Origin of the sequence: Aeromonas sp. ASNIH7, assembly GCF_002903485.1 — a bacterium.
Classification (GTDB): domain Bacteria; phylum Pseudomonadota; class Gammaproteobacteria; order Enterobacterales; family Aeromonadaceae; genus Aeromonas; species Aeromonas caviae.
Window position 1 is genome coordinate 2,136,300 of record NZ_CP026226.1, and the last position, 12,554, is coordinate 2,148,853.

Annotated in this window: 10 protein-coding genes and 2 pseudogenes; 5 read left to right on the forward strand and 7 right to left on the reverse strand. The window is 59.3% G+C overall.

The features are described from left to right. Nucleotides 1-107: 107 nt before the first annotated feature. On the forward strand, nt 108-1,469 hold the full coding sequence (gene mnmE, locus C2U47_RS10100; RefSeq protein ID WP_010672278.1) for a tRNA uridine-5-carboxymethylaminomethyl(34) synthesis GTPase MnmE: 1,362 nt from the start codon (nt 108-110) through the stop codon (nt 1,467-1,469). A 162-nt stretch (nt 1,470-1,631) separates the two neighbouring features. Next, on the forward strand, nt 1,632-1,928 hold the full coding sequence (locus tag C2U47_RS10105; RefSeq protein WP_049637215.1) for a hypothetical protein: 297 nt from the start codon (nt 1,632-1,634) through the stop codon (nt 1,926-1,928). A 15-nt stretch (nt 1,929-1,943) separates the two neighbouring features. On the opposite strand, the gene C2U47_RS10110 is transcribed toward C2U47_RS10105, so the two are convergent. Next, a protein-coding gene (locus C2U47_RS10110) for an IS3 family transposase (RefSeq protein ID WP_102948979.1) occupies nt 1,944-3,094 on the reverse strand; the annotation gives its coding sequence in 2 pieces (ribosomal slippage) (nt 1,944-2,857 and nt 2,857-3,094; 1,152 coding nt in all). Nucleotides 3,095-3,166: 72 nt separating this feature from the next. Between C2U47_RS10110 and hepT the strand changes: the two genes are divergently transcribed. The 3 genes from hepT to C2U47_RS10125 all read left to right on the forward strand — a co-directional run bounded on the left by hepT (nt 3,167) and on the right by C2U47_RS10125 (nt 5,314). Then, entirely contained in the window at nt 3,167-3,508 is a 342-nt protein-coding gene (gene hepT, locus C2U47_RS10115; RefSeq protein ID WP_197725296.1) for a type VII toxin-antitoxin system HepT family RNase toxin, read from the forward strand. 232 nt (nt 3,509-3,740) lie between these two features. Beyond that, nucleotides 3,741-3,995: a helix-turn-helix domain-containing protein gene (locus tag C2U47_RS10120; RefSeq protein ID WP_017410478.1), complete on the forward strand. Its 255-nt coding sequence runs from the start codon at nt 3,741-3,743 to the stop codon at nt 3,993-3,995. Beyond that, the gene (locus C2U47_RS10125) at nt 3,995-5,314 is read left to right on the forward strand and encodes a type II toxin-antitoxin system HipA family toxin (RefSeq protein ID WP_049637213.1); all 1,320 of its coding nucleotides are present in this window, start codon (nt 3,995-3,997) and stop codon (nt 5,312-5,314) included. Before C2U47_RS10120 ends, C2U47_RS10125 begins: the two co-directional genes overlap by 1 nt. 418 nt (nt 5,315-5,732) lie before the next feature. Here the strand turns inward: C2U47_RS10125 and C2U47_RS10130 are convergent. The 6 genes and pseudogenes from C2U47_RS10130 to C2U47_RS10155 form a co-directional block, all read right to left on the reverse strand. After that, a pseudogene (locus tag C2U47_RS10130) lies at nt 5,733-5,987 on the reverse strand (iron chelate uptake ABC transporter family permease subunit); the annotation flags it as partial. Nucleotide 5,988: 1 nt separating this feature from the next. Further along, a complete protein-coding gene (locus tag C2U47_RS10135) occupies nt 5,989-7,263 on the reverse strand; it encodes an IS4-like element ISApu2 family transposase (protein WP_011191341.1) in 1,275 nt (424 codons plus the stop codon). Nucleotides 7,264-7,344: 81 nt separating this feature from the next. Continuing rightward, a pseudogene (gene fhuB / locus C2U47_RS10140) lies at nt 7,345-9,113 on the reverse strand (Fe(3+)-hydroxamate ABC transporter permease FhuB); the annotation flags it as partial. Then, nucleotides 9,110-10,012 (reverse strand): ABC transporter substrate-binding protein, encoded by a 903-nt coding sequence (locus C2U47_RS10145; protein ID WP_049637230.1) that lies wholly within the window; start codon nt 10,010-10,012, stop codon nt 9,110-9,112. The pseudogene fhuB and the gene C2U47_RS10145, both read right to left, overlap by 4 nt. 31 nt (nt 10,013-10,043) lie before the next feature. Then, nucleotides 10,044-10,808: an ATP-binding cassette domain-containing protein gene (locus C2U47_RS10150; protein WP_049637211.1), complete on the reverse strand. Its 765-nt coding sequence runs from the start codon at nt 10,806-10,808 to the stop codon at nt 10,044-10,046. A 46-nt stretch (nt 10,809-10,854) separates the two neighbouring features. Continuing rightward, complete coding sequence (locus tag C2U47_RS10155) at nt 10,855-12,501, reverse strand: multidrug ABC transporter permease/ATP-binding protein (RefSeq protein ID WP_049637210.1); 1,647 nt, start codon at nt 12,499-12,501, stop codon at nt 10,855-10,857. Between the last annotated feature and the right edge of the window lie 53 nt (nt 12,502-12,554).

The following is a 12,554-nucleotide window of genomic DNA, read 5'->3' on the forward strand; positions in this document are numbered from 1 at the left end:
CGCAGCCCATCTTTCCTGATGACAAAAGAGGCGGCCTTCGGGCCGCCTTTTTTATTACAATGTCCCCCACCCTCTTACTCATTCAGCCAACCAGCGAGTCAAGCAAGATGACAACAGATACCATCGTGGCCCAGGCCACCGCCCCCGGCCGTGGCGGCGTCGGCATAGTCCGCGTCTCCGGCCCTGCCGCCGAGCGGGTCGCCGAGATAGTGCTCGGCAAGCTCCCCAGGGTGCGTTATGCCGAATATCTGCCGTTCAGGGACGAGCAGGGCCAGGCGCTGGATCAGGGCATCGCCCTGCTGTTCAAGGCCCCCAACAGCTTCACTGGCGAAGACGTGCTGGAGCTGCAGGGCCATGGTGGCCCCGTCATTCTCGACATGCTGATCCGCCGCATCCTGCAGATCGACGGCATCCGCCCCGCCCGCCCGGGCGAGTTCAGCGAGCGCGCCTTCCTCAACGACAAGCTGGATCTGGCCCAGGCCGAGGCCATCGCCGATCTCATCGAAGCCTCCAGCGAGCAGGCCGCCCGCAGCGCCATGCACTCCCTCCAGGGGCAGTTCTCCGGCAAGGTTCAACAGCTGGTGGAGAGCCTCACTCGGCTGCGCATCTATGTGGAAGCGGCCATCGACTTCCCGGATGAAGAGATCGACTTTCTCTCCGACGGCAAGGTGGCGGGTGACCTCTACGCCATCATGTCCGAGCTGGATGACGTACGCGGCGAGGCCAAGCAGGGTGCCCTGCTGCGAGAGGGGATGAAGGTGGTGATCGCCGGTCGTCCAAACGCCGGCAAATCGAGCCTGCTCAACGCCCTCGCAGGCCGCGAGTCCGCCATCGTCACCGAGATCGCCGGTACCACCCGCGACGTGCTGCGCGAGCACATCCATCTGGATGGCATGCCGCTGCACATCATCGACACCGCGGGCCTGCGCGATACCCAGGACAAGGTGGAACAGATCGGCATCGAGCGCGCCTGGGCCGAGATCGAACAGGCCGACCGGGTGCTGTTCATGGTGGACGGCACCACCACGGATGCCGTCGACCCCCACGACATCTGGCCGGAATTCGTTGATCGGTTGCCAAAAAACATCGGCCTCACCGTGGTGCGCAACAAGGCGGACCTGACCGGCGAGGATCTGGCACCGAGCCAGGAGCAGGGCCATGCCGTCTATCGCATCTCCGCCAAGACCGAACTGGGGCTGCCCGCCCTGCGCGAGCACCTGAAAGCCTGCATGGGCTTCCAGGGCAACACCGAAGGGGGCTTCATGGCCCGCCGCCGCCACCTGGACGCCCTGGAGCGCGCCGCCGAGCGGCTGCTGGTGGCCAGGGAGCAGCTTGAGGTCTATGTGGCTGGCGAACTGGTGGCCGAGGAGCTGCGCCTGGCCCAGGAGTCCCTGTCCGAAATCACGGGCGAGTTCAGCTCCGACGATCTGCTGGGCCGCATCTTCTCCAGCTTCTGCATCGGGAAGTAATGTGGTGAAAAATCAGCAATAAAAAGCAGCCAGTGAGAACATAAGCAATTGTAAATATTGGATTTTGTTTTTTTCTGGCTATTCTTGCCTGATCTTGTTTCGTGAGAATTTACCCCGAGAGTACCCCGAAGTAACCTCTTGGGGTACTTTTGGGGGACACTTATGAAGATCAGCATCGAATACCGCGCACCGGACGCCGAAGGCAAGCGCGCTCTGCGCCTAACCTACTACGCCGGCTCCTACCTTGACCCAACCACGGGCATCCGCAAGCACAAACGCAGCAGAGAGACCCTGGATCTCTTCCTGTACGACAAGCCGCGTACCCCAGCACAGCGGCTCCACAACAAAGAAACCCAGCGAGCAGCCGAAGCCATCCGCGCCAAGCGACTCTTCGAGTACGAGACTGGTAAACACCATCTGGATTTCTCGAATGCCTACAAGGCCAGCTTCTTCGAGTGAAGCGCCCCTGGTTTTCTAGACACTTTGTTGCTGAAAAATAAACTGCCTTTCAAACTCTACCGGCGACAGCCCATCATTGGAACCATGACGCCTGATTGGGTTGTAAAACATCTCGATATAATCAAACACATCGCTGCGGGCTTCGTCTCTTGTCGCGTAAATCCTGCGCTTGATCCGCTCCCGTTTGAGCAACTGAAAGAAGCTCTCGGCGACCGCGTTGTCGTGACAGTTACCCCGTCGGCTCATGCTGCAACTCAGGTTGTGGGCCTTCAGAAAGTCTTGCCATTCACCACCGGTAAACTGGCTGCCCTGATCCGAATGCACCAGTACCGGCTGCTTGGGTTTGCGCCGCCAGACGGCCATCAATAACGCATCAACCGCCAAGTCTGCCGTCATGCGTGACTTCATCGCCCAGCCGACGATCTGGCGAGAGAACAGGTCGAGCACCACCGCCAGGTACAGCCACCCTTCTTGAGTGCGAATGTAGGTAATGTCAGTCACCCAGGTGATGTTGGGGGCTGGCACCTTAAACTGACGTGCCAGCGTGTTTGGGGCAGCTTGCGTGCTCTTGCCTCCATAATGCCCCTTGCGGCGTTGATAGCCCGTTTGCGAACGCAGTCCCTCCCGCTTCATTAATTTGGCCACACGGTGCTTGCCGCAGGCTTCCCCTGCGCCACGAAAGTCGCGATGGATCTTGCGATAACCGTAGACAGCACCACTTTCCAGCCAGGATTGCTTGACCAATCCGGTCAGTCGTTCGTCCTCCTGCTGTCGTGGCGATGTGGGCTGTTTCAACCACGCGTAGAAGCCACTTCGGTGAACCCCCAGGGTCTGGCACAGGGTAACGACACTGTACCGGTCGAGTCGGGAGGTTATGAACGCGTACCTTTCCTTGACTCGCTGGCAAAGTACGCGGCGGCCTCCTTTAGAATATTGCGCTCCTCGGTGACCTGGCGCAGTTCAGTTTTCAGGCGGCGGATCTCGGCTTGCAAGGCAGACTCTTCTATCTGCTGGTCAGCAGGCTTACCGTACTGCTTGAGCCATGCATACAGGCTGTGGCTGGATACCCCGATGGCACGTGCAACGTCAGCCACCGGCCGCCCGCGCTCGGTGATTTGTTTAACGGCTTCGATTTTGAATGTTTCTGGATAACGCTGACGGGTCATAACACCTCCAATAGTTGCCTCATTTTAAGGCTGTGAGGTGTCTAGGGAACTGGGGGCGATTCAATCGGCGCTTTGCGCACCAGCTTGTCGCGCTACCAGGCCGAGCTGTCAGAAATCCGGGCAATTCTGGCGCTGCGCACCCTTTCCAATCTGGAGTACCGCGCCGCCGAGCGAATCCTGCAGGTTTCTATCGAAGCGAGTATTGGCGTGGCAAAACACTGGGCCAAAACGCTGGCAGGCCATACCCCACAGGATGCCTATCAGGCATTCGAGTTCCTTGTCCTACGTGGTGAGCTATGCCCCGACACTCTGATCTGTTGGAGCAAGCTCATTGGCCTTCGCAATACGCTGGTGCACGACTATCTGAATATTGACCCCCGAGATAATTCTCAGTGTGATTACTCCTGGCTATAGCGACCAACTGTTTATGTTTGCAGAGCAAGGTCTCGACTGGTTGGCTGCCCATATTGATTGAAACTTCGACATCATCTCCCCCCGTTTGCTGTTCTCTTACCCGCTATAGGGGATAAATGTTAGATACCGCCTACAGCGTGTAAGTTACATTTACCTCCTATAACAGGTAAATATTGATATACCTGCCATAGCGTGTAAATTGGAAGAAGGCACGCTACCAGGTTGTCGAATCATGAAAGTAACCAGCGCCAAGCAGCTGAGCGCCTGTATCAAGGATGCCAGGCTTTCTCAAAAGCTCTCTCAAGGCAAAGTGGCCGAGAAAGTGGGGATTAGGCAAGACACAGTCTCCAGCTTCGAGCTCAATCCTGAGTCCACCAAGCTGGAAACCCTGTTCAAGATCCTCGCAGCACTCGAATTGTCAGTGGATATCAAACCCCGCAATGAGTCATCCGAGAGTCCGGCATCGGGCTGGAAGGAGGAGTGGTAATGGCCAATCTGGCTGTCTACATGAACGGCTATCGGGTAGGCACATTCACCAAAACTACCAGCGGTGCCCATCAGTTTCAGTACCATGAGTCATGGCTAGCACAACCGGGCAGCCGTCCGATCTCACTCTCCATGCCATTGCGCCATCAGGCCTACCGGGGCGATGAAGCCTATAACTTCTTCGACAACCTGCTGCCAGATAATACGGAGGTGAGGAACAGGGTTGTAGCACGCTATCAAGCGGCATCAACTCAGCCCTTCGATCTGCTCAGTTGCATTGGCCAGGATAGCGTAGGGGCATTACAGCTGGTTACCGAAGGACACGATGTTCCAGATGTCAGGCGAATCGACTACAAGGCCCTTTCCGATGACGAGCTCAAGCAGATCCTGACCAGCTACAAATCAGGAATCCCTTTGGGGATGGTCAGGGAACAAGAGGAGTTTCGGATCTCTATCGCCGGGGTGCAAGAAAAGACTGCGCTGCTCTATCTCGATGGCCTTTGGTACCTGCCACTCAACGCAACGCCGACAACCCACATTATCAAACTCCCTATCGGCAAGATTGAAAGCCACTCCTACTCGATAGACCTCTCCCAGAGCGTAGAAAACGAATATCTCTGCACTCTGATTGCCAAGGAGTTTGGTCTACCCGTACCTCACTGCTTCATGATGCAGGTTGGCCAGGTCAAAGCACTGGCTGTTGAACGCTTCGACAGACGTTACGCTGCCGATCGCAGTTGGATAATGCGCCTTCCCCAAGAAGATTTCTGTCAGGTATTGAATGTTCCGTCAGCACGGAAATACGAGAGCCATGGAGGACCAGGGATCACTGACATCATGGAAACCTTGCTGGGCTCTGCGACACCAGAACAGGATCGCTACCTGTTCATGAAATCTCAGGTCCTGTTCTGGCTGCTGGCAGCCACCGATGGCCATGCAAAGAACTTCTCGGTCTTTATTGAACCGGAAGGGCGTTTTCGCCTGACCCCTTTTTACGACATCCTATCTGTCTATCCAGTGTTTGGCGGCCGAGGCCTCAACCGAAGGGACGCCAAGCTCGCTATGGGCCTAGCAAGCAGCAAGGGAAAGAAGTACTCCATTGAGCAGATATTCCCGCGTCATTTCTTCCAAACGGCAAAAACTGTGGGATTTGAGCGTTCTGCTATGGAAGAGATCCTGACAGAACTGGCCAACTCCGTTGATGATGTTATTGAGCGCGTTACCCAGCAATTGCCAGCAGACTTCCCCGATACCATCAGCAGCACCATTCTAGAGGGCCTAAAAGCCCGCTCAGCCAGGCTGATAAAGGGTTGGGATTAAATTGGCGGTATGTGGGATGACTGCACGGTTAGCCAAACTACCTATGGGAAACTTGCACGGTTCGAAGAGTAAAGCGGCTTTCCAGGCACCGGACGATGCTATAGTCGGTTCAAAATATGTTCAAAACTCACCTAAAAGGCGGCTTTGACTGCGTGTGGTGGCATCGCGTTGATTCATATGGGAAGGCTGCACGATCGAGAATGGACTATGTGGGAACGCTGCACGATGACAGAAACCCGTGAGCGGCCTCTCAATATGCTGTTTTAGTTACTTTTACCCCAAGTGGCCCCCGAAAAGTCACTAACATATTGAAGATAATAAATTATTTACATTCTGCATCGGCAAGTAAATCCGCAGAGCAGGCAATGAAAAGCCCGGGTTCATCCCGGGCTTTTTTGTGCGCTTTTCATCCACCAACCTAGAGGCGGCGCAGGCACCACATGAAGTAAGCGCCCCCTAACAGGGTGGAGACCAGACCGACGGGCACCTCCTGGGGAAAAAGGATCTGCTGGCCGATCCAGTCCGCCGACACCATCAGCAAAGCACCACAGCCTGCGGCGCCGAGCAGGTGCCAGCGCGCCCTCACCAGCCCCATCAATCTGGCCAGGTGCGGCGCCAGCAGACCGGCAAAGGAGAGCGGGCCTATCACCATGGTGGCACTCATGTACAGAACCTTAAGCGGCAAGCGAATTAATAATACCGTCTAACGTGTTGTTTTGCTTGGATTTTCTCTGCCTACTCTTTTTGCCGTTTTTGGATAAATACACCATTGCCCACTCCAACTTCTCTGTTATTTCCTGCCACGCACCATGGATGATGCTCGCCAATATCGGCATTAACCAAAGCGCGCTGTTTTTGGCAATCTTCAACATCGATAACTCCGCGCTGCCAATCAGCGTCAGCGCCAGCCGACGTTTGACCAGCAAGGCCAGCAAACTAGCCCAGATCAAGCCTTCCGCTATCGCTTTTTGTCGTGTCGCGAACGCCTTCAACCGGTTATGTGATTTCAGCTCTTTGAACAACAGTTCGATCTGCCAACGGCAACGATACAATGCCATCACCTTCTCGGCTGGCCATCGCTCACGCGGAAGATTGGTCATCCATATACAGAACCGTTTTTCCTCTGCAAACCAACGTCTTATGAGTCGATATTTATACTTTCCCGAACTCACATCCAGATCCAGAACCTCGGCTCTGCAGCTTCTCCGATCGATATCCTTGAGCTTTTTTCCGAGTAACTTGGGCATTTCCCTGCCGTCCTGTCGGTAAGCTGCCTGTACTTTGGGATTGAGATTTTGACTCCCTCTGACCAGATAGCTTCCTTTGGCTTTGGTCACATCAGCAAAGTACTCGCGGCTGATGTAACCGGCATCCGCCAATAACAGTTTGTTATTTAACGAATTTGCGGCCGGAAGATGCTTGCGCTCCGATTCGGTATCCGCCGTGATACTCATCGATATCGGCGACTGGTCCAGCAAGGACATGGTCATATGACACTCTACCGCAGCGGGGCTGTGCTTATTGAATCGGCCCGGGAAATGTTCTGCCAATTGCGGATGTAACGCGAATGACGACCCGTCCTGCAGCAGTACCTGCTCAAAGCCTGCCAGTCCGTGGGCGTCCGGTAGACACTCCTTGAGGCGTAAGGCGATGGCTCGTTCAACCAGTGCGCGCATGAACAAGGGAAAACCCTGCTTGCGTAACTGGTTGTGAAAGGGTTTATACGCTATTTGGTCAGTATCATGGAGCTGCAACGCATTGAAATGGCGATGCAAACCAGCAATACCATCCACCTTGTCGCAACCAAGCCCTGAGAGCAGAGCCGGGAGTAGTCTCGCAGGCTGGATATCCCGGAGTCGCTGACAAAAACCGGTAAATTTACCGATCCGGTTGAGTTCAGAAGAGCTAAGAAGTTGCTTGAGGTACTGGGTTGCATTGATAATAGTCATGGCTTCGGGCGTGTCGGTTTTTTTTTGCGATTAAATCAGATCACAAACGAAGCCTTTTTTCTATCTATTTCAATTGGTTGTAGCTAAAGATCCTGTACATGTGGTGGCACTGGCGGTGAGCACGGCCACCAGCAGCAGGATGGTGAGCTGGGCACGGCCGAGATGGATCCCCAGAGCCGTCGCTACCGCAGGCCCCATGGGCATGAGATCGAGCCAGCGGCTCACCAGCAGGCAAGCTGCCAGCATCAGCAGCGCCAACACCACCAGGGCAAGGGCCACCGGCTGGGTGACGTAATAGGTGGAGCCGGACATCCAGGAGAGCAGTTGCTGCACCCGCAGGTCGCCGTTGGCCAGGGCGATGGCCTGCAACGGCTCGAACAGCGCCGTGATGGCGATGCCAGACAGCAGTATCCGCTCCGGCTGGAAGCCGTTGCGCCGGTTGATAAGTACCAGCAACAACAGGCAGGCGAAGGCGCCCACCAGCCCCCCAGCAGCATCATGGGCAGCGGCAAGGCGGGCAGCAACAGGGCCGCCGCAATCACCCCCATGAAGGTGCCACCGCTCACCCCCAGCAGCTCGGGGCTCGCCATGGGGTTGTTGCTGACTCGCTGCAACAGGGTGCCAGCCAGCGCCAGCAACACGCCTGCGGCACCCGCTGCCAGCGTACGCGGCAAGCGCCACTCCAGTTGGGCCTGCCACCGCAGCCAGCTCGGCCAACCCCAGCCGCCCATCCCCTGCCCAAACAACAGGGAGGCGATCACCGCCGCAGCCAGCCCCAACACCATCAGGCCGACAAGGCGGGTCGGCGCCGGATGGCGGGCCAACTGCAGGGAGGAGTTTGCCTTAGGCGCACTCTGCTTGATACCAAGACGCGGGATCAGCCAGAGCAGCAGCGGCGCCCCCAACAGGGCCGTCATGGCGCCGGTCGGGATCAGCACAGGCCAGAACCAGCTCAGGGTCTGCAGCAGCAGATCGGTGGCCGCCAGCAACAGGGCGCCGAGGATGGGTGCCCACAGCAGCCGCTGGGCCAGTTTTCTGACCCCCAGCAGCCGCACCATGGCGGGCGCCGCCAGCCCGATAAAACCGATCAGCCCCACCACGCTCACCACGCAGGCGGTGACGAACACGGCGAGACCCAAACCAGCCAAGCGCAAATGTTTGAGGGATACCCCCAGGCTGCGAGCGCTGGCATCGTCCAGCTCCAGCACTGCCAGCGGGCGCACCAGCACCACCGCCAGCATCGCGGCCAGCAGCAACCGTGGCAGCAGATAGCCGACGCCGCTCCAGCTGTTCTGGGCCAGAGATCCGCTCCCCCACACCAGCAACCCTTTGAGCTCCTCCTGGAAGAACAGCAGCAATCCCATGCTGATGGCGGCCAGATAGAGGTTGATCACCAGCCCTGCAAAGACGATGACCACGGGATTGAGCTGACGGCGCCAAGCCAGGGCGAAGACCAGCCCCATGGCCAGGCTTCCCCCGGCCATGGCGATCCACTCCCGCCCGATCAGCAGCCAGGAGGGGGCGAGCAGGGTCACCATCATCAGCGCCAGCTGGGCGCCGGAGGCCACCCCCAGGGTGGTGGGCGAGGCCAGGGGATTGCGCAGCACCTGCTGCATCAGGGTACCGGCGAGCCCGAGGGCGGCACCGGCCAGCAGACAGATGGCAAGGCGCGGCAGCCAGCTGAAATGGACCACCGCCTGGCGAGCATCGTCCAGCTCGGGGGAGAACAGGGCCTGCCACCAGAGCGCCCCCGGCAGTTGACGCGACAGCTCGGCGCAAGCCAGCCCCAGTGTCAGCACCAACAGGCAGAGACCCGGGCGCAGCAGGGGCGAAGAAAGAGAAGAGCTCATTGATTTGATCCCCCGGTTGCTCTGTGGACAGCCTGCTCCCGCAAGGCACCGTCCAGCAGGGTGGCGAAGCGGCGGGCCGCCAATATGCCACCAAAACTCCATGTCGCAGGCAGATGGATCACTGGATTGTTCTGTACCAGCGGGAGATGCTGCCACAATCCAGGCTCCTGAAGTTTTTCACCAACTCCTACGGGCACGGGGTCCACCACCACCAGCCTGGCATCCGGCATCCCGAGAAACTGCTCCAGGCTCGCGACCGAGAATCCCCAGGCATTGGTCTCTCCCTGCCAGGCGTTGCGAAGGCCGAGGCGCTGCATCACTGCCTCGAACAGGCTGCCACGGCCAAACACCCGCACATGGCGCTCATCGATGAACTGCACCACCAGCAAGGGGGGCAGATCGGCGGGCTGCGCCGCCTGCATCTGTGCCAGATCCTGCTCCAGTGCGGCGAGCTGGCGTTCGGCCTCCGCCTCTTTGTTGACCAGGGCAGCTATGGTCAGGGTCGCTTCCCGCAGTCGCTGCCACAGATCGGTGCCCGGTTCATACAGGGCGATGGAGTGCACCGGCGCGATGCGGGAGAGAGTCGGCGCCAGGGGGGCCGCCAGCGGCGAGATGAGAATAAGATCCGGTTTGAGCTCCGCCAACAGTTCCCGGTTGGGCTGGGCACGCAGCCCGATATCGATCACCCCGGCAGGAAGCTGGGGTTCACCGACCCAGGCGCGATAGGGGGCCACATCCCCCACCGCCATCGGGGTGACCCCCAGAGCCAGCAGGGTCTCGGCTATGGTCCAGTCCACTGTGGCGATGCGAGGCGTGGCGCTGGTGGCGTCGGTGGCGGTGACAAGCTGCCCGGCCTCCCCTGCCAGGGGCAGCAGCAGACTGAGCAGACAGGGCGCCATCTTCAATAAACGGTTCAAGAGCGGTCCCCGGTCAGACGATGGCGATGGCGTGGTCATGGGCCGGATGGCGAATGACCTCCATGGGGATGCCATAGATGGCGTTCAGGGTCTCCCCTGTCATGATCTGTTCGGGCTCGCCGTGGGTCAGCAGACGGCCGGAGTGCAGCGCCACCAGCCGATCGCAGAAACGGGAGGCCATGTTGATGTCGTGAATGACGATGATGACCCCGAGGTTGAGCTGGCGGCTGAGCTGCTTGACGAGCGTGAGCACCTCCACCTGATGGGCCACGTCCAGGGCGGCCAGCGGCTCGTCCAGCAGGATGAAACGGCTCTCCTGAGCCAGCAGCATGGCGAGCCAGACTCGCCCCCGCTCACCGCCGGAGAGGGTATCCACCAGCCGATCGGCAAAGCGTTCGGTGTGGGTCAGGGCGATGGCACGCTCCACCTGACGGTGATCTTCCGCTCCCATCCGGCCCAGCAGTCCGCGCCAGGGGTAGCGCCCCATCTCCACCAGTTCGCGGCCGAGCAGGTTTTCGGCACTCGGCAGGTGCTGGGGCAGATAGGCCACCTGACGGGCAAACTCCCGGTGGCCCCAGGCAGACAACGGCTGGTCATCGAACAGGATCTCCCCGCCGCTGTGGGGTTGCTGGCGCGCCAGCAGCTTGATCAGGGTCGATTTGCCCGACCCGTTGTGGCCGATGAGGCCATAGACCCGACCTTGCTCGAAGCGAAGGCTGGTGGGGTGCAGCAGCGTGCGGTCATTGACCGCGAAGCTGGCGGATTTCATCTCGAACATAAGCAATTCCTGTGCTGGCTTGCTGCCAGTCTCATCGGTGCCAGCATCAGGCCGGCACCTTGCCATCCAGATGGGCGACCGCATCCCGGCTCACCTGCTCGCGCTGCTCGCCGGTCAGTTCGGTGAGACGGCCCTGGCGCATCTCCAGCAGGCGATCGGCCAGAGAGAAGTAGTGATCGTCGTGGCTGATGGCGATCACCGTCTTGCCCATCTCCTTGAGGCGCGGCAACAGCACCTGATAGAAGATGCGGCGGAACTGGGGATCCTGATCCGCGGCCCACTCGTCGAACAGCATCACCTCCCGCTGCTCTGCAAGGGCCAGCAGCAGGGCGACCCGCTTGCGCTGGCCCTGGGAGAGGTCGATATCGGCGATGAAGCCATCCTTGATGGTAAGCTTGCTGCCCATCTGCAACCGCTCAAGCCACTCGGCGACCAGCGCCTCTTTCGGCTCGGGCCCCAGCAAATGCTGGAACAGGTGGTAGTCGGTGAAGATGGCGGAGAAGAGCCCCAGATAGCCGTTGCGATCGGTGACCGGCTCCCCATCCAGCAGGATCCGGCCAGAGACCGGTTGATAGAGCCCGGTCAGCAGCATGGCCAGGGTCGACTTGCCGGAGCCATTGCCACCGATGAGGAATATCTGCTCCCCCCGCTCGATCACCAGATTGATGGGGCCCACGGAGAAACCGCCCTCCCCCTGGTAGTGAAAGCTCACCTGCTCCAGCTCGATGCGCTGCCAGGGGCGAGGCGCAGGCGGCAACGGGAACGCCTCGTCCGGCTCCGCCAGATTGAGGGCAGCTATCTTGTCGAATGCCACCTGGGCGGCGATCAGGGTCGGCAAGGCTCCGATCCCTTGTAGCAAGGGAGTGCGCAGGAACAGCAGGGTCAGGGCGAAGGTGGCGGCCACATTGGTGTTGGCCCAGCCCAGCCCGTTGGCCAGGAAGAAGACCAGGCCGATGGCACCCAGCATCATGATGTTCGACCAGTTCACCGCGCTCAGGTGGTAGGTATCGGCGCGGATGATCTGCTCCCGGTAGTCCCGGGCATTCTGCTCATAGAGCTGGTGGTAGACGAAGTGGGCACGCTCGCGGTTGAGCGCCAGCTCCTTGCACCCGGCGATGATGGACTGGTAGTTCTGGTAGAGCCTGTCTTCGGCCTGGCGCATGTGCGCCAGGTGGCGATAGACCCGGTTCACCAGCAGCCAGCCCACCACCATGGTCACGGTGACCCAGAGGGCGGTAACACCGAGCAAGGCGGGAGAGAGCAGGCCAAGGTAGATGATGGAGCCCAGGGTGAGCACCAGACCCTGTACCAGTTCCGGCAGGCGCACGAAGGCGATGGTGATCTGACCGATGTCGCTGGAAAGGGAGGCCAGGAGCGGCCCCTGCCCTATTTGACGCAGACGGGCGACGTCGGTATCCAGCAGTTGCTTGAGCAGGCGGCCACGCAACCGGTAGACGAAATGGTGACCCAGGGTGGTCAGGGCCAGTTGGGATCCGAGCGTGATCACCAGCAGCAGCAAGACCAGGCCGACAAGCTGACCCAGGATCGGCAGCGGATCCCCGACTGATTCGATAAGTGATTGATTGATGAAGGCAATGACGCCTATCCCGCTGACAGCACTCAGCAGGCTGAGCAGGGTAATGGCGATGAAGGGCCAACGGTATTGGCGATAAACCAGTGACAAGAGTTCCATGACAGGCCTGTAGATGAATGGAAGGAGGGCGGGAGCCTTCGCCCCCGCCCGGC

Bases quoted from the DNA above. Each gene is read 5' to 3' on its own strand.
- C2U47_RS10145 (WP_049637230.1), bottom strand. From the start codon at position 10,012: ATGGCGCCCTGTCTGCTCAGTCTGCTGCTGCCCCTGGCAGGGGAGGCC.
- mnmE (WP_010672278.1), top strand. From the start codon at position 108: ATGACAACAGATACCATCGTGGCCCAGGCCACCGCCCCCGGCCGTGGC.
- C2U47_RS10120 (WP_017410478.1), top strand. From the start codon at position 3,741: ATGAAAGTAACCAGCGCCAAGCAGCTGAGCGCCTGTATCAAGGATGCC.
- C2U47_RS10135 (WP_011191341.1), bottom strand. From the start codon at position 7,263: ATGACTATTATCAATGCAACCCAGTACCTCAAGCAACTTCTTAGCTCT.
- C2U47_RS10125 (WP_049637213.1), top strand. From the start codon at position 3,995: ATGGCCAATCTGGCTGTCTACATGAACGGCTATCGGGTAGGCACATTC.
- C2U47_RS10105 (WP_049637215.1), top strand. From the start codon at position 1,632: ATGAAGATCAGCATCGAATACCGCGCACCGGACGCCGAAGGCAAGCGC.
- C2U47_RS10150 (WP_049637211.1), bottom strand. From the start codon at position 10,808: ATGTTCGAGATGAAATCCGCCAGCTTCGCGGTCAATGACCGCACGCTG.
- C2U47_RS10155 (WP_049637210.1), bottom strand. From the start codon at position 12,501: ATGGAACTCTTGTCACTGGTTTATCGCCAATACCGTTGGCCCTTCATC.